The 23,675-nt window shown below is 34.6% G+C and carries 20 protein-coding genes; 13 read left to right on the top strand and 7 right to left on the bottom strand.

The window, feature by feature from the left end; genetic code table 11:
- Positions 1 to 128 precede the first annotated feature (128 nt).
- The gene (locus tag K6119_RS05055) at positions 129 to 791 is read left to right on the top strand and encodes a hypothetical protein (protein ID WP_221836029.1); all 663 of its coding nucleotides are present in this window, start codon (positions 129 to 131) and stop codon (positions 789 to 791) included.
- Here the strand turns inward: K6119_RS05055 and K6119_RS05050 are convergent.
- Complete coding sequence (locus K6119_RS05050) at positions 784 to 1,245, bottom strand: type I restriction enzyme HsdR N-terminal domain-containing protein (RefSeq protein WP_221836026.1); 462 nt, start codon at positions 1,243 to 1,245, stop codon at positions 784 to 786. The genes K6119_RS05055 and K6119_RS05050 overlap by 8 nt on opposite strands.
- A gap of 76 nt (positions 1,246 to 1,321) precedes the next feature.
- On the opposite strand from K6119_RS05050, the gene recF reads away from it, so the two are divergent.
- From recF to K6119_RS05035, 3 genes are read left to right on the top strand one after another with little or no spacing between them, the layout of a single operon-like run.
- The gene (gene recF, locus K6119_RS05045; RefSeq protein WP_221836023.1) at positions 1,322 to 2,425 is read left to right on the top strand and encodes a DNA replication/repair protein RecF; all 1,104 of its coding nucleotides are present in this window, start codon (positions 1,322 to 1,324) and stop codon (positions 2,423 to 2,425) included.
- A 16-nt stretch (positions 2,426 to 2,441) separates the two neighbouring features.
- Complete coding sequence (locus K6119_RS05040) at positions 2,442 to 2,708, top strand: DciA family protein (RefSeq protein WP_221836022.1); 267 nt, start codon at positions 2,442 to 2,444, stop codon at positions 2,706 to 2,708.
- Positions 2,709 to 2,758: 50 nt separating this feature from the next.
- On the top strand, positions 2,759 to 3,019 hold the full coding sequence (locus K6119_RS05035; RefSeq protein WP_221836021.1) for a hypothetical protein: 261 nt from the start codon (positions 2,759 to 2,761) through the stop codon (positions 3,017 to 3,019).
- A gap of 2 nt (positions 3,020 to 3,021) precedes the next feature.
- Here the strand turns inward: K6119_RS05035 and K6119_RS05030 are convergent, their stop codons facing one another.
- Entirely contained in the window at positions 3,022 to 3,453 is a 432-nt protein-coding gene (locus K6119_RS05030; RefSeq protein WP_221836020.1) for a peptidylprolyl isomerase, read from the bottom strand.
- A gap of 168 nt (positions 3,454 to 3,621) precedes the next feature.
- On the opposite strand from K6119_RS05030, the gene K6119_RS05025 reads away from it, so the two are divergent.
- The 5 genes from K6119_RS05025 (at position 3,622) to K6119_RS05005 (ending at position 9,150) form a co-directional block, all read left to right on the top strand.
- Complete coding sequence (locus K6119_RS05025; RefSeq protein WP_221836019.1) at positions 3,622 to 4,065, top strand: hypothetical protein; 444 nt, start codon at positions 3,622 to 3,624, stop codon at positions 4,063 to 4,065.
- A gap of 36 nt (positions 4,066 to 4,101) precedes the next feature.
- On the top strand, positions 4,102 to 5,691 hold the full coding sequence (gene bshC, locus K6119_RS05020) for a bacillithiol biosynthesis cysteine-adding enzyme BshC (protein ID WP_221836018.1): 1,590 nt from the start codon (positions 4,102 to 4,104) through the stop codon (positions 5,689 to 5,691).
- A 10-nt stretch (positions 5,692 to 5,701) separates the two neighbouring features.
- The gene (locus K6119_RS05015; RefSeq protein ID WP_221836017.1) at positions 5,702 to 6,571 is read left to right on the top strand and encodes a nucleoside phosphorylase; all 870 of its coding nucleotides are present in this window, start codon (positions 5,702 to 5,704) and stop codon (positions 6,569 to 6,571) included.
- A 177-nt stretch (positions 6,572 to 6,748) separates the two neighbouring features.
- Positions 6,749 to 7,651, top strand: coding sequence for a transglutaminase-like domain-containing protein (locus tag K6119_RS05010; protein WP_237828101.1), 903 nt, complete (start codon positions 6,749 to 6,751; stop codon positions 7,649 to 7,651).
- Positions 7,652 to 7,779: 128 nt separating this feature from the next.
- Positions 7,780 to 9,150: a YVTN family beta-propeller repeat protein gene (locus tag K6119_RS05005; RefSeq protein WP_336246115.1), complete on the top strand. Its 1,371-nt coding sequence runs from the start codon at positions 7,780 to 7,782 to the stop codon at positions 9,148 to 9,150.
- On the opposite strand, the gene K6119_RS05000 is transcribed toward K6119_RS05005, so the two are convergent.
- Positions 9,151 to 9,885: a TrmH family RNA methyltransferase gene (locus K6119_RS05000; RefSeq protein WP_221836012.1), complete on the bottom strand. Its 735-nt coding sequence runs from the start codon at positions 9,883 to 9,885 to the stop codon at positions 9,151 to 9,153.
- A 103-nt stretch (positions 9,886 to 9,988) separates the two neighbouring features.
- Here K6119_RS05000 and K6119_RS04995 point away from each other — a divergent pair, with 103 nt between their 5' ends.
- From K6119_RS04995 to K6119_RS04985, 3 genes are read left to right on the top strand one after another with little or no spacing between them, the layout of a single operon-like run.
- Positions 9,989 to 12,814, top strand: coding sequence for a BamA/TamA family outer membrane protein (locus tag K6119_RS04995; RefSeq protein WP_221836010.1), 2,826 nt, complete (start codon positions 9,989 to 9,991; stop codon positions 12,812 to 12,814).
- Between the two features lie 4 nt (positions 12,815 to 12,818).
- Complete coding sequence (locus K6119_RS04990; RefSeq protein WP_221836007.1) at positions 12,819 to 14,108, top strand: exo-alpha-sialidase; 1,290 nt, start codon at positions 12,819 to 12,821, stop codon at positions 14,106 to 14,108.
- A gap of 4 nt (positions 14,109 to 14,112) precedes the next feature.
- Positions 14,113 to 16,062 (top strand): glycosyltransferase, encoded by a 1,950-nt coding sequence (locus K6119_RS04985; RefSeq protein ID WP_221836004.1) that lies wholly within the window; start codon positions 14,113 to 14,115, stop codon positions 16,060 to 16,062.
- On the opposite strand, the gene K6119_RS04980 is transcribed toward K6119_RS04985, so the two are convergent.
- Entirely contained in the window at positions 16,059 to 18,458 is a 2,400-nt protein-coding gene (locus K6119_RS04980) for an outer membrane beta-barrel protein (protein WP_221836002.1), read from the bottom strand. The genes K6119_RS04985 and K6119_RS04980 overlap by 4 nt on opposite strands.
- 145 nt (positions 18,459 to 18,603) lie before the next feature.
- Between K6119_RS04980 and K6119_RS04975 the strand changes: the two genes are divergently transcribed.
- Positions 18,604 to 20,736: a T9SS type A sorting domain-containing protein gene (locus K6119_RS04975; protein WP_221836000.1), complete on the top strand. Its 2,133-nt coding sequence runs from the start codon at positions 18,604 to 18,606 to the stop codon at positions 20,734 to 20,736.
- A 47-nt stretch (positions 20,737 to 20,783) separates the two neighbouring features.
- Here the strand turns inward: K6119_RS04975 and K6119_RS04970 are convergent, their stop codons facing one another.
- The 3 genes from K6119_RS04970 to K6119_RS04960 form a co-directional block, all read right to left on the bottom strand.
- Positions 20,784 to 21,176: a DUF7793 family protein gene (locus K6119_RS04970; RefSeq protein WP_237828100.1), complete on the bottom strand. Its 393-nt coding sequence runs from the start codon at positions 21,174 to 21,176 to the stop codon at positions 20,784 to 20,786.
- A 193-nt stretch (positions 21,177 to 21,369) separates the two neighbouring features.
- Positions 21,370 to 23,163, bottom strand: a complete 1,794-nt coding sequence (locus tag K6119_RS04965; protein ID WP_221835996.1) for a sigma 54-interacting transcriptional regulator — start codon at positions 23,161 to 23,163, stop codon at positions 21,370 to 21,372.
- Positions 23,164 to 23,273: 110 nt separating this feature from the next.
- A complete protein-coding gene (locus tag K6119_RS04960; protein ID WP_221835994.1) occupies positions 23,274 to 23,609 on the bottom strand; it encodes a hypothetical protein in 336 nt (111 codons plus the stop codon).
- Positions 23,610 to 23,675 lie beyond the last annotated feature (66 nt).

The raw sequence follows: 23,675 nt of genomic DNA, 5'->3' as shown, positions 1-23,675 counted from the left end.
CTTTGATTGAATATACCCCGCGAAAATTGATGGAATATTGAAGACGTATTACTCTATTGATCCTATCGTAAATTTTGTTAAATAGTTTTGGATAAGAGATTATAATAAGGATATTTGTATCAAGGATTATGAAAAGATTAATAGCATTTGCAGCAATCGCGTTTGTTTTTGTAGTTGTTAAAGCACAAACAACTACCAACAATCAAAACCAAAATAACAATACGCAAAAGGATTCGGTGAAACTTATCCAAATGACAGGGATAGTTATTTCTGACAGTATGGAGCGTATTCCTTATACAAAGGTGTCTAATATGACAACCAGAAAAGGGGTGATTGCAGACTTTTACGGTTATTTTGCTTTAGTAGTGCGTCCGGGTGATACAATTCGATTTACATCACTGGGGTATAAAACAAAAACTTATTACGTTCCAAATGAGACAAAAGATGAGTTTAGTTTGGTTCAAATTCTAAAGTTTGATACACTTACAACCGATCCTGTTGATGTATATCCTTGGCCTTCAAAAGAAGCGTTTGCTGATGCTTTTGTTAATATGCCAAGTCCTAATGATGATTTAAAAAGAGCAAGAGAAAGATTAACACCACAAGAAATGGCTTATGTTGGTGCTTTGATGGAATCTGATGGTTTGTCATCTTACAGTGCTTACCAACAACAATTTTATCAAGATCAATACACCAGGGGACAAGGTCCTCAAAACAACTTGCTAAATCCCGCTTCGTGGGCTGATTTCTTAAAGGGAATTGGTACCGGAAGATACCGTATTTCTAACTAGGGTTTAACAATTCTTTTAATGCTGCCACATCAGGGATTTCTTTCAGGAATCTGAGTTCCTTTTTATTTAAGTCTACAAAGCCACAATAATGCTCAAGGCCATTTGTTAAGATCAAAATGGGTGCTCTTAATGTACTGGTGTATTTTGCAATTTGATAAAAAGTATCCTCTGTCAATGCAACATTTGGAGCTTTACATTCAACGATAACGTCTACTCCTAATTCTTCATTAAAAATAGCTATATCACAACGTTTTTTTAAGCCATTGTAATCAACCGTATACTCGCTTACCATTCTTCCTTGCGGATAGTTTTTATGCTGAATGAGGTATTGGATAAAGTTTTGACGAACCCACTCTTCAGGAGTACAAAGAAGATATTTTTTTCTGAGGACATCCCAAATTTTATCTCCTTCTAATTTTAAGTCAAACTGCGGTAAGTTCAATGGCGGATACATGTCATAAAGGTAAGATTTTGTAATTGAACTTAAAATGAATATTGTTGTTGATATAAGGTCTAGTATATTTGCGTCAATGCATCTGAAAAAATTATCTGCGGTAAATTTTAAAAATCACAGTGAAGTGAATCTTGAATTCAGTCCTGAAATCAACGTATTTATTGGTAATAATGGTCAAGGGAAAACAAACCTTTTGGATGCTATTTATTTTTTGTCGTTTTGCAAGTCTTTTCTAAACCCTATTGATAAACAAAGTATAAAGATTGACGAGAAATTCTTTTTAATAAACGGTAGTTTTTCTAAGGAAGATAAATCAATTGATATTAGCGTTTCTGTTCAACAGGGTCAAAAAAAGAAGGTTAAAAAGAACAAAAAGGAATATGAACGTTTAGCTGAACATATTGGTCAGTTTCCAACGGTTATCATTTCTCCTTATGACACTAACCTGATCATTGAAGGAAGTGATACCAGACGTAAATTTATTGACAGTATTATCTCTCAGTATGATCGAATGTATTTGGATACCTTGATCAGATACAACAAGGTGTTACAGCAAAGAAATGCATTGTTAAAGCAGTTTCAAGAGTTGAGAATTTTTGAAAATGAAAGCATTGAAGTTTGGAATGCTCAATTGGTTTCATTGGGAGATGTGATATATCAAAAAAGGAATGCTTTTTTAAATGATTTTATTCCAGTTTTTCAAAAGTATTTCAATCTGGTGGCTGATGAAGCTGAGGTTATTTCTATCAGTTATGAATCTCATTTGACGGAAGGTAATTTTGAAGCGCAATTAGAAGAGTATAAGAGAAAAGATACGGCCTTAGGGTATACCAGTAGGGGAATCCATAAAGATGATTTGGTGTTTTTAATTCATGGACATCCGGTTAAAAAATTTGGATCCCAGGGTCAACAAAAGTCATTTTTAATCGCTCTAAAATTGGCGCAGTTTGAATTGATCTCTGAATTGTTGAAAATGAAACCAATCTTGCTGTTGGATGATATTTTTGATAAATTAGATCACAACCGAGTTGAACGCCTAATGACGTTAGTTTCAGATCATGCTTTTGGGCAGGTTTTTGTCACTGATACGGATGAAGATAGGGTAGAAAAGGTGTTTCAAAAAATTGACATTGAAAGAATTGTTTTTAAAGTAGGAGGAGATCAAGTTGTCAAAATCTGATAAGGACCATATAAGTATGAAGCAAGCCATGCAGCAATACCTCAAGGCTATGGGGGTAGACCAAAAAATGCATGAAGCTGCTGTCTTGTCCCAGTGGGAAGAAATAATGGGGGAGGCTGTAAATAAGCGAACCGAGAAAAAGTATATTAAAGAGGGTGTTTTATACATTGAATTAAATTCATCCGTAATGAGAGATGAGTTGATGCACAAACGTTCAGAAATCATTAAAAAAATAAATGCAGTATCCGGATTTGATATCATTACAGATATCTATTTGGCTTAAAAATGATTAAATAAGAAACCTTATATTAGTAGCAAAACTCAGATTAAATTATGAAACGAATTTTCTTAGTACTTCCAATTACTTTAATTTTTGTGGCTTGTGGTGGAGCTAGTGAAGAACAAACTAAAGCTGCAAAAGAATTGTGTGATTGTATTGAAAAAGCCGAATTTGGAGATTTTGATATCGACTACTACGAGTGTAATATTAAAGTAGAAGCTAACTACCCCGGAGAAACTTTCGCAGATGAAGGCTTCAGTGAAGCACTAGAGGAAAATTGCCCTGAGGTAGCAGCAAAAATTACTGAAGAGTAATATTAATCTTCTATTGTGATGCTCTCTATAGTATCACCTTCTACTATAGCGTCAATTACATCTAATCCTTCGATTACTTTACCGAAGCAAGTGTGGTTACCGTCAAGGTGAGCAGTATTGTCTCTACTATGGCAAATAAAGAATTGAGAACCACCGGTATCTCTACCTGCGTGAGCCATTGATAATACTCCTCTGTCGTGATATTGCTTTTCAGCATTAACTTCACATTTAATTGAGTAACCTGGTCCACCTCTACCTGTACCTTCAGGACATCCACCCTGAATAACAAAGTTAGGAATCACACGGTGCCAAGTAAGCCCGTCATAAAATCCGTCTTTAGCAAGTTTGGTGAAGTTTTCAACTGTAATCGGCGTTTCTTTGTCGTACAACTCTGCTGTCATTGTACCTTTGTTTGTAACGATCGTTGCTTTCATCTTAATTTTTCAATTTTCTTAATACAAGATTAATCATTCTAAGGCATTTTTTTTATTAATTGGATTTAAAGAATTTAACATTCTATACAGAACCGGGAATAATTATTATTATTGACAAAGTTTGTCGTAAAACAAATAGTAAAATTTAACCCTTAAAATTTAAGACATATGTCAGAAGTTGAAAATCTAGCGGATAGTGTAGCTCCAGTTGAGGGCAAAAATTCACCAAAAGGAATCAAATCAATAACAGTGTTCTCATACCTGGGTAAAGTGTTGTTGATTATTTTATCTATTGGTTTTATGTTGATGCTTTATTATATGAACGATATGTTTGTAGATGATGCACAAGATGCTGAAATGTCAACTTCTGAATGGCTAATGTGGTCATATATCACTTGTAGTTTGTACATCATTACCGCAGTAGTTGGATGGATAGGAATTAGAAAAATGGTAAAAGGAAAAAGAAAAGGTTTTTACATGCATACCTTGGCAAATCTTACAATGGTTGGATATTTATTATTCAGAGGAAACCTTTTAGATTACTTCATTGCTGCAGGTTTAGCATTATTTATTTTCCTTTATTTGCCTTTTCTTGGTAAGTTAAAAAATTAATGTTCGTCTGTTATTGCGAATAAGTAAATTTGCAATATGCTTAAAGATTCATATTCCTTTGAAGAACTTAAAATGTCTTCACAGCTGGTTAGAGATTTAGTAGCTGAAAGTGAAAAAGTTCGTCCATTCATCAATCGATTTTTTGATTTCAATGCGATAATCGATCAAATCAATGAAAAGAACTTTAGTGAAGAAAAAAGAAAAGTACTTTACAAGGTTTTGAATGAGCAAAACAAGGATGTTCAACTCTCTGTTCAAACAAAATGTCACATTGAGTCACTACAATCTGAGAATACATTTACAATAACAACGGGGCATCAACTTAATTTGATGACTGGTCCATTGTACAGTATTTACAAAGCTGTTCAAGTAATTAAAATTGCGAATCAGCTTAAAGAAATTCATCCAACCTACAACTTTGTTCCGGTTTTTTGGATGGCCACAGAGGATCATGATTTTGAAGAAATTAGTAAGATCCATCTCTTTGGTAAAGCAGTGCAGTGGGAAAAAGAAGGGCAAGAGAATCTTGTGACTGGGAGAATAAGTACTGCGCAAATTGAGCCTTTTCTAAGTGAAATTGAAGGTTTTTTTCAAGATCCAAAAGCACAAGAAGTGCTAAAGAATTTCACGGATATCTACAGAAATACCTCGAATCTTACTGAAGCTACAAGACAATTGATGAATGAATTGTTGGGTGATTATGGTTTGGTGATTTTAGACGGAGATGACCCTGAATTAAAGTCATTTTTTGCTGAACACATGATTCTGGAAGTGGAAAATCAAATTGGATTTGAAACAGTACAGAAATCAGATGAAGAGTTGGAATCAAAAGGTTATCATCAACAGGTTTTTGTAAGAGAATGTAATTTGTTTTACATCCATAAAGATGGAGTTAGAGAACGAATTGCCCTTAATGAAGATAGATTCGAATTTGACGGTCAATCATATTCAAAAGACGATTTAGTTGAATTGATTAGAAAGCAACCGGCACAATTTTCCCCCAATGCATTATATCGTCCATTATACCAAGAAGTGATTTTACCAAACCTTGTTTATGTAGGTGGAGGTGGAGAGATTGCTTATTGGTGTCAATTAAAAGCAATGTTTGAGAAACACAATGTGGTGTTTCCAATGCTGAGGTTAAGAGATTCAGCAATTCTCTACAATCAACCACAAGTAGACTTGTTGAATGAATTAGACATCTCTTTGTTTGATTTGAAGTTAGGAGTAGAGCATTTAATTAAAGATATTGCTATTGAAAATGCTGATGCAGATTTACAATTGACAGAAGCTGAATCATTGTTGATGAAGTCAAAAAGTGCTGTGCTTGAGAAAGTGTACAAAGTCAATGAAGGATTAGCTCAAATGGTTGAGGCAGAATTTGCCAAAATGGTCAATAGCATTGAAAAAATAGAATCAAAAATTATCAAAGCAGAGAAAGCAAAACACGAAAAAGTACAAAAACAATTAGTGCGTGTTAGGGATAATTTTTACCCAGAGAATAGTTTTCAGGAACGCTACGATAATTTTTTACCTTACTACCTTAAAAACGATCAGTTAATTAAGGATATTTATACTAATTTAAAGGTTGAAAAAACTCCTTTGATTCAATTAATCAATATTTAAACACTACAACATGGCTTTTGAGGCATCTGAACTAACACTGGATAAAAACGGTAAAATTTATCATTTGGGAATAGGTCCCGGTGATATTGCTGAAACAATCATACTTGTAGGTGATCAAAATCGAGTTGATTTGGTGGGAACCTTCTTTGAAAAAATAACTTTCAAAAATCAAAACAGAGAGTTTAGCACGATTACCGGAACTTACAAAGGAAAGCCAATGTCAGTAGTTTCTACAGGTATAGGCACAGATAATGTAGATATTGTATTGAATGAAATTGATGCAGTTGTCAATATTGATTTGGAGAATAGAAAAGAGAAAGATGAAAAGGTGTCACTAGATTTTATCCGCATAGGAACTTGTGGTGCACTTCAAGAAGATATTGATCCTGGAACTTATATTATTTCAAAATACGCAATTGGTTTAGATGGTGTAGCTAACTTTTATGAAGTGCCATATACAGATGACGAAAAATCTGCAATGGATGCCTTTATAAAGCACAGCAAATGGGGAGATAAGTTGAATTATCCATACATAAAAAGAGGTTCTGATAGATTGAGAGAGCAATTAAAAGAAGGAATGGAAGAAGGAATTACAACTACAGCAAATGGATTTTATGGTCCTCAAGGTAGAGCAATTCGCATTCCTTTAAGTATTCCTGATTTCAAAGAAAACATAAGAACATTTGTTTGGGATGATACAAGAGCAACAAATCTTGAAATGGAAACTTCGGCTTTGTACGCTTTATCAGATGCCTTGGGTCACAGTGCTATTACTTGCTGTCTGGCTTTGGCGAATAGATATTCTAACAAGTTTATGCCTGATTATAAGGATCAGATGATGGAATTAATTGAAACTGTGTTAGAAAGACTTCATCATTAAACATCAATTGTTAATTCACACTTTTTAACATTTACATTTTTAGCTTTAAACGCTTCTTTTTTAAGGGTTTGCGATTTGCGTCTTCATGAAAAGATCAAAGTAAACTAACATTATGAAGTGTAAAACATTTGAGCTGAGCAATTTATTCCCGCATTGAACCGCCGTACATTTGTTTCAGTGGATACATTGAACACAGATACAACACAATTAGCAGCCTTAATAAGACTAGTTGAAGATCCAGATCCAAATGTTTTTGGACATGTTAAATCAAGGTTGATTGAAATGGGTAAAGATGTCGTAACATCTTTAGAAAACACCATTGAAATTAGACAGCAACAATTTGCTTTTGACCTGGATCACGAAGATCGATTAAGAGATATTATCAAAGAAATATATTTTAATCAGGTTAAAATTGAATTGGAACAATGGAGAAAGTCTTCTACCAGAGATTTGTTAAAGGGAGCTTTAATTGTATCTAAATTTCAGTATCCGGACGTTGACGAAAAAAGAGTAGAACAAGAACTGGAGAGTATCAAACAAAAAGTTTGGTTAGAGATAAATGAAGACAATACTGCTTTTGAAATCGTAAAAATCTTTAATCACGTTTTGTTTGACATTTGTGGCTTTACTTCGTCTAAAAATAATTTTTACGCAGCAGAAAATAGTTACATCAACGAAGTTATCACTTCACGTAAGGGAAATCCTCTTTCATTATCTATATTGTACTCAGTTATAGCGCAAAAGCTTCAAATTCCTATTTATGGAGTGAATTTGCCAAATCACTTTGTATTAGGTTTTGTAGATGAGTTTCAAACCTTGAAAATGCTGGGAATGAGTGATGATAGAAACATACTTTTCTACATCAATCCTTTTAGCAAAGGGCGTATTTTTGACCACAATGAGATTGAAAATTACCTACGTAGCTTAAATTTGCCTTTGCAGAAGAATTATTTTGAACCGTGTTCAAATACAGAAATACTAAAAAGGATGCTTACAAATCTGACCTTCGCTTACAACAAGGAGGGACAGCAAGAAAAAGTAAAAAGCATCAACGAGTTACAGCTTATTCTGGACTCTTAGTAGCCTGTATTCTTACTTTTTCGGTCTCGGCGCAATCCAAAAGAATCATTAAAAAACATGAAATCAGAGATGGGATCTCTCCTAAATCTGTTGTGGCTAGTGGTACAGGCTTATTTGCAGCTCAAAACATGATGTACAGGCATACCATTACCATTTATGATGAAAACGGTAATAGAAAAGCCAAAATCCGTGATGCTGTTAACCTAAATGCTTTTGGATTTAATCAATACAAAGACGATAACTATCTGGGGGCTCCTGTAGAAGCCGCATTTACAAAGGACGGAAAGTATCTTTGGGTATCCAATTACAATATGGAAGGGGATGGTTTTGAAAAACCCGGTTGTGATGGATGTATCGGAAAAGAATATGACCCGGGCTTTTTATACAAGATAAATTCAGCCACATTTGAAATTGAAAATGTCGTACAGGTAGGTGCTATTCCTAAGTATTTGGCTATCACACCTGATCAAAATAAGTTATTGGTCAGTAATTGGACCAGCAGTGATGTTTCAGTAGTGGATTTAAACACGGAAAAGGAAGTTGAGCGAATTACCGTAGGAGCCCACCCAAGAGGAATAGCTATTACTGCGGATAGTAAAACGGCATTTGTTACTGTTATGGGTTCTACAAAAGTGGCTGAAATCAATTTAGATAGTTATCAGGTGAGTTATATTGAGAATGTAGGAAAATCACCCCGTCATTTGATTTTGGGAAATTCAGATTCTTGTCTTTACGTCTCTTTAAATTCTGCCAGATCAGTATTAAGGTATAATAGGTTTTCTGGTCAAAAAAGTTATTGTAAAACACAATCAGGTCCCAGAAGTATGTGCATGTCACCTAAAGATGACTTCTTATACGTAGTAAATTATTTTGACCATTCTTTTTCTAAGATTTCAACGCGTTCAATGGAGGTTGTAGAAGAAGTAAAAACTGGAGATAAACCAATTGGGATTTGTGGTAATTGGGATGATTCAGAAATTTGGGTGGCTTGCTATTCAGGTAAGATTGAGATTTTTAAGGATTTTCATTTGGATAGTTTGCATCACGGAACTTCTTTGTTTGGATATGATTTGTCATCATTCTGGAAACCAAATGTCCGAGAATCATCTGAAAATGAGGATGAGTTAGTGGAGGAGGATCTAATGGTTGAAACAAATGAGATAGAAGAGGAAATAGAAGAAAATGAAGTGCTGCCGGTGGTGTTCAGCAACAAAAAACCAATTAAACCATTAGCAAAACGTGACTTTGTTAAACAAACAGTTATTGAACCTAGTTCAGGTACATGCAAATATCATTTAATTGCCGGTTCTTTTTCAGACATCAATAATGCAAAGGGAAGAATGACAGAGTTGGTTGATAAGGGTTACGCCGCACAAATATTAAATGGGAACCTAAATTATGTTTCTGTGGCATGTTTTGACAACCGTGAATCAGCAGATGACAACATTGGAAAGATTAAAGCAGATACAGGTTATTCGGTTTGGGTTTTAAAAAGATAATTACTGCTTTTTCATTCGGTAAGCAGACATAATAATCCCTGCAGCCTGAGCAACATTTAAAGACTCTGTATCACCAAATTTTGGAATCGTAATTCTGGTAAGATGCGACTTTAATTCATCAGATAATCCGTGCGATTCAGACCCCATTATCAAGGCACATTTATCAGGAAAATTATAAGTGTATAAATCCTCCCCATCCATATCAGCTCCAAGAATTGTGTATCCTGCTGCAATTAATTTTTTAACAGCATCCATTAAGTTTAAGTAGCTTATTTCTTGTCTAAAAATTGCTCCCATTGAAGATTGTACCACCTTTGGATTATAGCAATCAACGGTGTCTTCAGAACAAATTACTGTATTAATTCCAAACCAATCGGCAGTTCTAATAATCGTTCCAAGATTTCCCGGATCATTCACATTGTCTAATAGGATTACAAAAGAATCATTTGGGGTATTAAGTTGTTTTTCATCTGGAATTTTAACTGTAGCTAACACCGCATTTGGTGATTTTAATCCAGATATGCGTTCCAATTCTCCTTTAGAAATAAGCCTTGCTTTTGGATGATTGGTTTCATATTCAGCTGTGTGATAAATGGCTGTAATCTCTTGTTTTTCAGATTTCAAAAGCTCATTTACCATTTTGATTCCCTCTACTACAAAAGTTTGTTCAGAATTCCTGAATTTTTTCTGTTGCAGGCTTTTAAGCAATTTTATTTCATTTTTTGAGAGAGACATCTTTTATTCGGTTATTTTTGTCTGTGTTAGCAACATTAATCACTAAAAATAGGCTACTGCAAAGATAGATTTATAAATGGATCTTCGGTTTTTCAAATATTTCATGTTTTTATTGCTTGGATTAGTGATTACCAGCTGTAGACAAGCTAAATATGTGCCTGATGGAAAGTATCTTTTAAAGAAAAGTGAAATCTATTACATGGCAGATGGCGATTCTACGGCAGAATGGGAAGAAAGTCATCCCCAAATCAAAGAATGGGAGGTAGAAGAGTTAGTTCAACCTAGAAGAAATTCTAAGTTTCTAGGGATGAAGTTCAAACTGAGATTCTATAACAGCATTGACACAAACAAATACAACAAACAGGTTGAGCGCAAAAAAGTAAAGCACGATAAAAAGGTTGAAAAGAAGCGTAAAAAAGTCAATGAGGTTAATGAAAAACGAATCAAGAAGGCAAGAGAAAAAGGCAAGGAGTATTACCGTCAAAAAGTATATAAACCTAAGGATGTAAAATTGGGTTGGAGACATTGGGTAAGAACTCGTTGGGGCGAAGCGCCTGTAATTGTGGACACAGCTAAAATTCACAAATGTGAAGATCAGATGAAGATTTTTCTATCTCAGAAAGGATTTAGATATGCTGAGATTACGGATTCAATTGAATACCTAAAACCCAAAAAGAAAAAGGCGACCGTTAAATACTATATCAAGCCGGGCAGACCTTATGTTATTAATAAAATCACCTTTGATGATGATCCTTATACCCGAAGAGTAAAGGATATGTACTACAACAAGAAAAAAGGTTATTTGGAAAACAATGAGTCTTTGCTTAAAGAAGGAGCATTGTTAGATGAGGATAATTTGGAAGAAGAAAGATCAAAATTTACATCCTTTCTTTTAGATGAAGCCTATTTTGGTTTTACAGAGAATTACATCAATTATGTTGTTGATACTACAGTTGGAGACTATAAGGCAGATGTGGTGATATTCGTGAAAAAGAAAAAAATCATTGATGTTTATTCAAAAGATACTGTACTTACTACTCATCATCCTTATCTGATAAATGACGTAACCTATGTTTTACACAATCCTGATTCCTTGTCATTTAAAGACTATGAATTGTACAAAGAGAGATGTAAAAAGTTAGGATTGGAGATTAAGAAAAATGACGGTACTTATCAATTGCTGGATACGCTTTATATCGTGGATACTGTTATTACCAAACAGTTTATTAATCTTAATAAGGATATCAGGAAAGATCATGATTTAAAGGTGTTTCAGAAGTTTATTGATACCAATATTAATTACAAAGGATATTTCATTTTCAATGAAGAGCCATTTATAGATCCTTATTTGTTGGATAAGCAAAACTTTCTTGAACACACGGAGGCAGATTATCCGCATTATGCAAAAAACTATTATGTAGACAGATCATATCAGGGCTTTTATAGGTTGGATATTTTTTCCAGAGTTGTGGCTGACGTTTATGTCACACCTGGAAAACCGCTAGGAAACACAGTGGATGTTACTTATGAAATGACGCCTACTCCAAAGCAATTTTTTAATGCTGAGCCTAGAGCAACCAATACCAGTAGTATTCTTGGGGTATCCGGTATGGTGTCTTATACAAATAAAAACCTCTTTAAAGCGGCTAATCAATTACAAATTACCATGGAAGGTGGTTTTCAATCTCAGCCATTGGTTGTAGGAACAGGTGAAGAAGGAACAAAGCGTTTTGATTTTAGAGGTTTGAACACATTTGAATGGGGACCGGAAATTAAATACAGGATTCCGAAGTTATATCCAATGACCAAAAAAATGCAAGAGAATGTTTCTAAAAGGATGTTACCAACCACCGAAATGAATCTCTCTTATAACTATCAAAGAAGACAGGAGTTTAAAAGACATATTGGTGAATTTGGTTATAAATGGGAGTTTTGGTCTGCCAGTATGACTCAGATTATAACGGTTTCTCCGCTCAGCCTTAATTACGTAACGTTGGATAAGGATTCACTATTTAATTTAAACCTGATTCAAACAAATGACCCATTCTTAATTAACTCATATTCTGATTTCTTTTCAATTGGGATATTGAATTTTAACCACGATTATTCTAGTACTCGTAAAAAATCTCAGGATTCTAACAAAGGAAAGAAACTTAAAAATCATGCAATTAGTAATGTTTTTGACCTTAGAGCGGCTGGTTTAGTAATGAATAGCATTTTTGCTGCAGCAGATCAGGATTCAGCATTTGTTCCTTCCTTTAATGAAGAAGGAAAACATGTGTTAGGAGTGCCTTTTGCACAGTTCATGCGATTTGAGAATACGCTGGTATTTAATCAATACATAAGCAGGTATCAAAGAATGGTGTACAGGTTTATTGGTGGAGTAGGGTTTGCTTATGGTAATGGAATTTCATTGCCTTATACAGAGAGTTTTGTTGCTGGAGGATCTAACGATATTAGGGCTTTTCCTGCTAGAACTATGGCGCCGGGTGGAACCCAAACTTACAAAGATCCTAACGCTACATCTACACAAATTGGAGACCTTAAATTGGAATTGAACCTGGAATGGAGATTTAGAATGACCGGTTCATTACACGGAGCATTATTTATGGATATCGGGAATATATGGAAACTACAAGCCGATCCATCTTTGGCTTTTGATCCTGGTGTTTTCAGATTTGATGATTTCTATAAACAAGTTGCTATTGGAGCCGGTTATGGTTTTAGATATGACATTGAATTCTTAATCATTCGATTAGATCTTGCCTGGGCGTTGTATAATCCATATCTGGATGCAGGAGAAAGATGGTGGTTAACAGCCAAGGATCAATATTACAGCAACTTTAAAGTTGATGCTAATGGAGTAAAAGTAAACTACGTTTTACCTCACAGATTAGCCTTTAATTTCGGAATTGGATATCCATTTTAGTGGTATGAGAAAAATACTTTACATCATTGCATTTTTGTGGTGCTTTCAATCATTTGCCCAATTTGAGAATATAATGCTACCCAAGCCTAGGGGTGCAAAATATCCTTATTCTCAAGTAGAACCTTCTATTTGTATCAATCCAAAAAATACAAATGAAGTGATTGCCGGAACAGTGATGAATGACTATTACTATTCCACTGACGGAGGAAAAACCTGGAAATCTAAATCAATTGGTTCCAAATATGGAGTGAATGGCGACCCGTGCATGGTGATTGATACACTTGAGAGATATTATTATTTCCATCTGTCAAATATTAAAGGTGAGCACTTAATAGGAGGAATGGTTGGGCAATATTCTAAAAGTATCAAAGGAAGATGTTGGAAACATGGTAGAACTGCTCCAAACGATAAATATCATGACAAGGAGTGGGTAGCTGTTAATAGACAGAATAATCATTTATACATGACCTGGACACAGTTTGATGCTTATGATTCAAAACTGGATAAGGACAAAAGTAATATCATGTTTTCTAAAACATTAGATGGTAAAAACTGGTCTGAACCTGTTGATATATCTTATTATGACGGAAATTGTTTGGATGATGATAGAACAGCAGAAGGAGCAGTGCCATCAGTTGGACCAAACGGTGAGATTTATGTGGTTTGGGCACGCAATGATTCACTTTGGTTCAATATGTCTTTAGATGAAGGTGAAAGTTGGCTAGAAAAGGAAGTGTTTATTATGGATCAACCAATGGGATGGGTGATCAATATTCCGGGAATTTATCGTTGTAATGGTTTGCCGGTCACGGCCTGTGATTTGAGTCAATCTGAACACCGTGGTACCCTCTATGTTAATTGGGCCGATCAAAAAAATGGAGAGAATGATACTGATATCTGGTTGATGAAATCAAAGGATGGCGGTAAAACCTGGTGTGACAGAATCAGAGTTAACACAGACACTTCCAGGCATCATCAATTTTTAAGTTGGATGACCATTGATCAAACAAACGGTTATTTATATTTTGTTTTTTATGACAGACGCGAGCATGATAATGATCGTGAAACGGATGTTTATCTAGCTGTTTCCAGAGATGGAGGAGAACATTTCGACAATATTAAGATCAGTAAAACTCCATTTAAACCAAACCCAAAGATCTTTTTTGGTGATTACACAAACATTTCAGCCCACAATGGCGTAATAAGACCTATTTGGACACGTTTACACTATGGCCAAATCAATGCTTATACAGCTTTGATTGAAGAAAGTGAACTGATAAAACTGAAGAAGTAGCTAAATGCAATTATCTGTTATCATAGTTAACTATAACGTTGAGTTTTTTCTTGAGCAATGTTTGAATTCTGTTTATACAGCTTTAAAGCATGTTGAAGGAGAAGTTTTTGTAGTGGATAACAATTCAATTGATGGCTCACTGGATATGGTCAGATCCAAATTCCCGGAGGTTCAGTTAATTGCAAATAAGGATAATGTTGGTTTCTCAAGAGCCAATAATCAAGCAATTAAAATTTCAAAGGGCAAATATGTATTATTGCTCAATCCCGATACAATTGTAGAAGAAGATACTTTTCAAAAAGTAGTGGCATTTATGGATGAACATCCTGATGCTGGAGGTTTAGGAGTTAAAATGATTGATGGGAAAGGTAATTTTTTACCTGAATCAAAAAGGGGGTTGCCAACTCCTAAAGTTGCATTTTACAAGATTTTTGGTTTGTCCAGATTATTTCCAAGATCAAAGAAATTTGGGAAATATCACTTGTCTTATCTAGATAAAAATGAAACTCATGAAATTGAGATATTATCAGGTGCTTTTATGCTTATGCGTAAAGAGGCATTGGATAAAGTTGGTTTACTGGATGAGAATTTTTTCATGTACGGAGAAGATATTGATTTGAGTTATCGCATCATTTTAGGTGGATATAAGAATTATTATTATCCGGGAACAAGAATCATCCATTACAAAGGAGAAAGTACCAAGAAAAGTAGCGTCAATTATGTGTTTGTGTTTTACAATGCAATGATCATTTTTGCGCGTAAACATTTCTCTGAAAAAAACGCAAGATTATACTCCTTTCTTATCAATATGGCTATCTATTTCAGAGCTAGCTTGGCCTTGGTAAGTAGGTTTGTTAAAAAAGCATTCATTCCGTTTATAGACATTATTTGCATCATTCTTGGCTTGTTTTTAATTGCTCAGAATTATATGCAGATTGAAAATAAACTCATTCCTGAACAGTTGTTATTTGTTGCTTTGCCGGTATATGGAGCCGTATGGTTCTTATCTCAAATATTTGTTGGCGGATATGATAAACCAATTAGGTTAATTAAGAATATAATTGGTGCTTTAGTAGGAACAGCTGTCATTCTTGTGGTTTACGCCCTTTTAAGTAAGGATTATCAATTTTCAAGGTTAATCATATTAATGGGGGGAACCTGGGTAACCGTTTATTACATTGTTTCAAGATTGATATTGCACAATTTAGTGGGTGAAAATTATAGGATAGGAGGGGCTAAAAACAAGCGTTTTGCAATTGTTGGTGATGCTGAGGAATCAGAAAGAGTTCATCAAATTTTATTACAAACCAATAGCAAAATACAATCTGTTCGTTTTTTGTCTTCTGCAGATGAAAAATCTGATCAAAAATTTATCGGAACAATTAATCAACTAGATCAGGTGATTGATATTCACAATATAGATGAGGTAATATTTTGTGCTAAAAATGTTTCTGCCGGAAGTATCATTAGTAAGATGTTAGAGTTAGAGGAGAGGGATGTAGATTTTAAAATCGCTCAGCCAGAATCTTCATTCTTAATAGGGAGTAATTCAATTGATTCTAAAGGAGATTTATATGTGATGGATATCAATCGCATTAATAAACCTGCTAATAGAAGAAACAAGAGAATGATTGATGTTGGTTTGTCTTTGATTTTAATGGTATTGTCTCCTGTGTTGATCTTTCTTTACAAGAAGAAAGGACAATTTTTAAAGAACATGTTAGGCATTTTTATAGGTAAACTTTCATTTGTAGGATATGCACCTATTCATCATGCTTCAAACTTAAAACTGCCATCCATTAAAAGAGGTGTTTTAACTTGTGAGATGGTACTTCCTAGTGCTAATGTAGATGAAGACTCAATTTCCAGAATGAATCTGATCTATGCAAAAAATCATTCCTTTCTAATGGATTTAAAAATCATCTTTAGAAACTTCAATCAATTGGATCGTTAGAAGTCGTCCAGATTTTGATTTCTATCCTGTACCTTTTCGTAATTATTAAGTTTCAATGATACTGTCAACATAATCATTGGTGCTCTCGGATATCTGTAATCTTCAACATATACGTTTTGTGTGTAAGAATAATCAACTCGTCTTTCAGTTCCAAGTATGTTTCTTCCTTGCAAGTTGAAAGTTAGTTTGTTTTTATAAAAGCTCTTTTTTAAGGAAATATCCTGTTCAAATGAACCTTGGCTTTCTCCCTGAGCAGTAACAGATCCGCTTCTATAACTACTTACAAACTGTAGCATCCATCCTTTGAAGTTAAAGGTGTTTGTTAGTCTTGTATTCCAGTTAAATGATTCTGCGCTATAATCTACATCATCCAATGAACCTGATAATTGATAATAATAGGTGTTGAAACCTAAATTCAACTTATACCATTCAGTAAATGAGTAATTAAATGATCCTTCAACTCCACCAGACAAAGCAGTTCCAATGTTGTAGGGTTTTCTAATTAATATACCATCTTCATAAACTGTACTGATTCTGTTGATTACATTAGAATTGCTTCTGTAATATCCTTCAAAACTGTAAAAACCTTTCTTTTTTAAAGGTTGCATAAAACTCAATTCAAATGCATTGATGTACTCTGGTTGTAGATTTGGATTTCCGCTTCTAACACTGTAAAGGCTTTCCCAGGTAATAAAAGGCTCAAAGAACCAGCTTCTAGGTCTTTCAATTCTTCTGGAATAACTCATCAAAATTTGACTTTTATTATCAAAACTATATGACATGTGAGCAGAAGGAAACAAGTCTAGTCTTTTGATTGTTGTAAATTCAATTGCCTGAGTTGAACTAATAGTTCTATAAGTGTATTCGGCTCTTAAACCTGCTTGATATCCAATTTTCTTATGTTTTCCTCCGAAAATGGCGTATGCTGCATGTACATCTCTCACATAATCAACATCCGAGCTAAAAAGTGCATTTAAATCATAAACACCTGTTGTATCGTTATAGTTGTAGTTTTTACCTATATCACCACTTTTACCAAATTGAGCTTGTAAACCTGTTTCAAACTTGTTACCGTTTTTAAATGGTAAAGCATAATCAACATTTACTCTGTAAAGGTTTGAAGGACCAACCTCTGTGTATATATTCCCCGCTTTTAGGTCACCATTTTCTTCATAGGTAAGCGTAGAATCATTTTGCACAACAGATCTAAGATTGGCAATAGCAGTAAATGCGATATAATGCTTCTTATTTCTTTTGATATTGTGTTGATAATAAATATTGTTTGAGCTTCCCAATATCTCAATATGAGGGTGAGAATTGGTAAAAAATTGATCCATTAAAGTGTCATCATCATAACTGTAGTAATTAGTTTCATTGATGAATCTCATTAAGGTTGAAGTGAACTCAGAGCTGATAACAAGATTATGACTGTTATTTGGATTGTATTGAAAGCTTGCTGATCCACCCCAAGAATTTCTTTTGTGATCATTATATCCATCACTTTCAAGTCTATTTACCAAACTATCATAAGTTGTGGTTCTAATAGAAGATTCATCACTTGGTCTACTTCTTTGGTTGTATTTAGCAGTTAAATTGAATGAAACTTTTTCTTTTTTAAATGATAAGGCTACGTCTCCGTTGTAATTGTCAAATCTACCTGCACTGGCATTGATTAAACAACTGATTCCTTGTAATTTATTTTTCTTAGTTATAATGTTGATCACACCTGAAGTTCCCTCTGCATTAAACTTTGCTGAAGGGTTTGTAATGATTTCAATGTCTTGAATATTGCTGGCAGGTATTGTTGCAAGTGCATCTGACGCTTCAAGCGTGGTAGGAATTCCATCAATTAACAAGGTAAAACTACTGCTACCTCTCAATGAGATGGAACCATCTGAATTCACTGTTACAGATGGAATATTGGCTAAAATCTCAATAGCAGTTTGCCCTGCTGTATTCTGCATATCTTCTACGTTCACCACTTTTTTATCAATTTCATAAGTGATATCTGGTGTTCCACCGTAAACATCAACTTTTCCGAGGGTTGTAGGAGCAAGGCTTAAATCTTTTAATTGATAAGTTGAAGCATTTTCAGTCAGTTCAATATCTGGAAAGAAAAGTGTGTTATATCCAACAAATGTGACCTTTAATGTGTATTTTCCTAAAGGTAAATTAGGTATTGAAAATTCACCTGCATCACCACTCACAATTCCGCCAACTACCTTTGTAGTAGTATCTTTTAAAGCCATTACAGTTGCGTAAGCAATAGGTTGATTTGTGATAGAATCTTTTATGTTTCCATAAATTTCTCCCTTCACATCAGATTGGCCGGGCTTTTGGGGAAAAGCTGTTACTCCGAGAGTTAATAGTAATATGGTGAGTAGTGTTCTGGTCATAATTCCCGCAAAATTACAAGATATAATTGGTTAAACATATATTTGTAGTGACATTATGCCCAAATCTTAAGTAATGGTGCAAAAATCTTTGATTTTTTGTAACTTTATGGCAAACTTTCTTACTCATCTATACGTTCAAAGTAATATGAAATTAAAACTTAAAGTTCTATCTATCCTATCATTTGTGATGACCGGAGTTTTTTCTTATGGTCAAGGAGGATATTGCGTATATCAGGTTGAAGACTTTTTACCGGGAGCATCAGGATCTAATCCTTATCAATTGGTGGAATACAACGGAGAGATATATTTTGCAGGTATACACCCATCAGCAGGGGCTGAATTATTAAAGACTGACGGAAACTTTATTCAGTTGGTAGAAGACATTCGTCCTGGAGGTTTGAATTCACAACCAAATAACCTTACAGTTATGAATGGTGTGTTGTACTTCTCTGCAAATGATGGAACAAACGGTACAGAACTTTGGAAGTATGATGGTGTAAATGCTACGCTAGCTGCGGATATTAATCCTGGAGCTTTCCACAGTTATCCATCTAATTTTACTGTTGTTGGAGATAAACTTTACTTCTCAGCTGACAATGGTACAAACGGAATTGAAGTTTGGGTATTTGATGGATCAGTAGCAACAATGGTTGAAGATTTGAATCCGGGAGCTGGTAGCTCAATGCCATTGGCCATGTTTGGAATGGGAACTGATTTGTTTATCAGTGCCGATAACGGAACGCAAGGATTTGAATTGCACAGATACAACGGGACAACAATGTCCTCTTATGATATTAATCCAGGATCAGGACACAGTCAACCTAACTTCTTTTACAACTGGAACGGAACCTTATATTTTTCTGCTACAGATGGTACTTTAGGAACTGAATTGTGGAAGTTTGATAATGGTCCTGTTTTGGTACAGGATATTCAACCAGGAGGAGCAAACGGAAATCCTATTGATTTTACGGCTTTTCAAGGAAATCTATATTTCAGAGCAGCTACTTTAGCTACAGGATCTGAATTGTATAAATATGATGGATCAACAGTGACATTGGCAGCTGAAATTATGAGTGGAGCATTGCATGGGTTTCCTGATAACTTAATTGTATATGGAACTAAATTGATGTTTACTGCCAACAACGGAACGAACGGTTATGAGTTGTATGAGTTTAATGGTACAACTGCTACTATTGTTCAAGAAATTGGTGTTGGTGGATCTTCAGCATTCCAGGCTAATAATGCAGAAGACTTTGTAATTATTGGAACAAAAATGTATTTGGTAGCGAATGATGGAACAGGTGAGGAGTTATGGGTGTATGATGGAACAACAGTTGAGCAAGCTAAAGATTTAAATCCGGGTGCGGCAGATGCTAATCCAACTGAGATGTTTGTTTCTGGTACAGATTTATTTTTCACTGCCTCAAATGGATCAGATGGTGAAGAGTTACACAGGTTTAAAACACAAGCCCAATTATGGGATTCAATTCAAGTAGTAACTTGTGGAAACTGGACTTCTCCTGGAGGCCAATCTTTTTCAGGTGATGGAAATTATCAAGTAGTTGATAATATAACAAGTCAAGAATGCCCTGGATGTGATAGTACATTGTACATTGATTTAACTATTCAATCATCTGGTTTAATTGAGTTGAACTATAATGTTATTAATTGTGGATCTTGGACTTCAGCAGGTGGTCAAACCTATACTACTCCTGGAACTTATTTTGTAACTGATACTTTCAACTCAGTACTTTGTCCCGGAACTGATAGTGTAATTAACGTTGATCTTGAAATAGTTCAATTGAGTAATTCTGTTATTTCATTTAGCGGTGTTTTAGTTGCTCAAGCGAATGGAGCAAATTATCAATGGTTAGATTGTGATAATAATATGGCATTTATTCCTGGGGCTACAGATCAAGACTTTATTCCTACTGCATCTGGTAATTATGCTGTTGCTTTGAGTCTTGGTGGATGTCAGGATACTTCTGCATGTTTCTTTGTGGAGGTTACTTCACCACCGGATGGAATCAATGAATTTGATTTAGATGAGTTTGTTCAGATTTATCCAAATCCGGCAAAAGATCAATTAACCATTCAAACTGAACTTACAGGTGAATTTAATATAAGGTTGATGAATCATCTAGGTCAAGAAGTAATCAGTATTAGTTCAAATGACCAAACTAAGGTATTAGATGTGGGAAGACTTTCTAAAGGTTTATACCTGGTTGAGATTTCTAACTTGGAAGGTAGAACGATCAAGAAATTGATAATAGAATAGTATATCAAAAGATAAAAAGAAAAGGGTCCCTGTTAAGGGACCCTTTTTTATTTGGCCACAATATCGTTTAGCCATTCTTCGGCTTCTGTGTTATTCTTAAAAATCTTAGAGTTTGGTGGTGATTTTCTTAGCCTAATATGGTATTGAAACATTAAGTTAACGGCTAAGCTGTCTGTAATAAAAGCTTCGGCTAAACGTACCGAGTTAAGAGAAGAATCTGTGGCCAAAAGTTTACAAGCTTCTGGAGTCATATTGAGGTTGGCATCATTGCCGTCAATAATAAAGGGACGAGCAATGCCTTCGCACAATGATAAAGAAGCTTCAATATGTTCTTTTGCATCTGCATATCTAAACTCCTCATTTTTGTCAGGTATATTAAATTTAATATGAAGTCTTCCTTCTTCATCTAAATACTGTTCACCTGTTTTTAATTTGATCATTTGTTTGGCATTATTGTTCATGCCACAATAGTCAAATGAAATGCCAATCACTTAATAATCAGTAAAAAAGAATCCCTAAAACGTTGAGTAGTTGAGTTGTAGATTTAAATAGGAATTTGCAGATGGAAGTATATTTCCACGGAATACCGTGACTTTTGTCGAGGATCAATTAATATCCACGGAATGTTGATGCTCAGGACTTTGGACGTTTAATTCCCAGTTTTTTCATTCTGTCTCTCAAGGTACTTGGCTTGAGTCCTAATTTTTCAGCAGCACCATTATCTCCATCAATCACCCAATCCACATCATTCAATATTTTTAGGATGTGTTCTTTCATTACAAGATCCAGGTTTGCAAGACTCTCACCTATTTTAGATTTCTTGTGATTGTCTTCTTTTATATCCGGAAAAGTTAGACTTTCATCTTTAGATAAGATAATTGCTCTTTCAATGGTGTTTTCAAATTCTCTGACATTTCCCGGCCAGGAATATGATTTTAAAAAATTCATGGCGTCATCAGAAATGTAATTGATTTCTTTATGATGCTTAGTTGCGTATTTGTTTACAAAGTGTTCTAGCAAGAAAGGTATATCTGAAGTTCTTTCTCTCAATGGAGGAATGTTAATTGGGAAAACATTTAATCTGAAATAAAGATCTTCTCTAAACTGACCATTTTGAACTTCTTCTTTCAAATTTTTATTGGTGGCTGCTATCACTCTAACATCAACAGTTCTTACACTTTGTCCACCTACTTTTTCAATTTCACCTTCTTGAAGAGCACGCAATAATTTAGGTTGCAAATCCAGTGATAATTCCCCTAATTCATCTAAAAACAAAGTTCCTCCGTCAGCCAATTCAAACTTCCCCATTTTATCTTGAGTAGCTCCTGTAAAGGCTCCTTTTGTATGACCAAACAATTCACTTTCTATTAAATCTTTAGGGATAGCTGCACAATTCACTTTTACAAGTGGTTTTGTGTTTCTATTACTAATATTATGAATGGCCCTTGCGATTAACTCTTTACCTGTTCCTGTTTCACCTGTGATTAATACGGTAGCATCTGTGGTGGCTACTTGTTCCACCTGATTAAGTACATCTTTAAAATTCTCACTTCCATAAACCATGTTTTCATAGTTGTTTTGAAGCTGAATTTCTTCTCTTAAATAAACGTTTTCCTCCTCTAACTGACGCTTAAGCATATTCACTTCAGCAAAGGCTTTTTTAAGTTGATTTTCTGCAAGTTTCCTTCCGGTAATATCCAAACAGGCGCCAATCATTTCAACAACTTCTCCTTTTTTATTGGTTTGAACACCGGCCCAGGACCTTAAATACCTTATTTCTCCATTTGGTCTGATAATTCTTTCTTCAAAATTGATTTGAGATTTAGTGTCTAAAGCTCTTTTAATGTTGTTTTGAGCTATTTCTCGATCTTCGGGATGAACTCGCTCTAAATACCCTTCAAATGAACTTTTAAAGTTGTCTTTAGAAATACCATAGATTTCATATAATAAATCTGACCACTGAACTTTATTCTCTATCACGTTCCAGCACCAGACACCTAGTTGTGAAATTTGTTGAACATGTTCTAACAATACTGCGTTCTGTTTGTTTTTGCGTTCAAGGGCTTTTCTTTTAGAGATATCTCTTACCAAAGCACATACATAATTTACACCTTCTGACTCAAAGGTATTTAATGAAATCTCAACGGGAAAAACTTTGCCTGATTTGGTTAATCCCTCCATTTCATAAATACTACCGGCATTTAATAGTCGTCCTGTCTTTCTAAAATCCTTAAGTGCATCAATATGTACTTTTTGAAAAGATTTAGGCATTAAGGTGGTGATAGATTCTCCAACGATATTTGAAATGGAATAACCAAAAATTTCCTTAGCACCACGGTTCCATGAAAGTATCTTCCCATGGTCATCAGAAATAATCTGAGCATCATTGGAAGCATTTCTGAGAGCCAGGCTAATTAGTTGATCCATAGACAAGAATGAGAACTAATTATAAATCTAAGCATTATTTATCAAAAAAAAAGCGAAGCCATTCAGCTCCGCCTTAAACCATATACTTGAAGAAAATTTATTATTGTCTATTAAGGTTTTTGTATTGTGTTGTCAACCACCGTTACAGCTGTTGCATTGTCAAACCCCATTTCTTTATAAGAAGCAATTGCGCTATTCGCATCTTCTTGAGAATCGAAAGCTTGTGATAAGTAAACAGATGATCCATTGTCCTTGATAGATTTAACTCCATCTACATTTCTTAGTTTTTCAACCATTGAAATTGGCGCAGAATTAGTAAAACTGCACAATTGAATTCTGTACTCAGGTTTGTTGTCATTCTTTACACCTGGATTGTCACTTCCGAATGCAAAGTTGTTAATCAACATCAAACTCATTACTGCTAAACTTAAAACTACCGCTTTCATATTATTTATCTTTTGGGTACACTGCTAAATTATGCATAAGTGACTGAAAAAGATGTGTTTGATAGC

This window comes from Paracrocinitomix mangrovi (assembly GCF_019740355.2).
GTDB lineage: Bacteria > Bacteroidota > Bacteroidia > Flavobacteriales_D > Crocinitomicaceae > Paracrocinitomix > Paracrocinitomix mangrovi.
The sequence above is the reverse complement of the archived record's forward strand: the minus strand, read 5'-3'. Positions and strand labels throughout refer to the sequence as shown.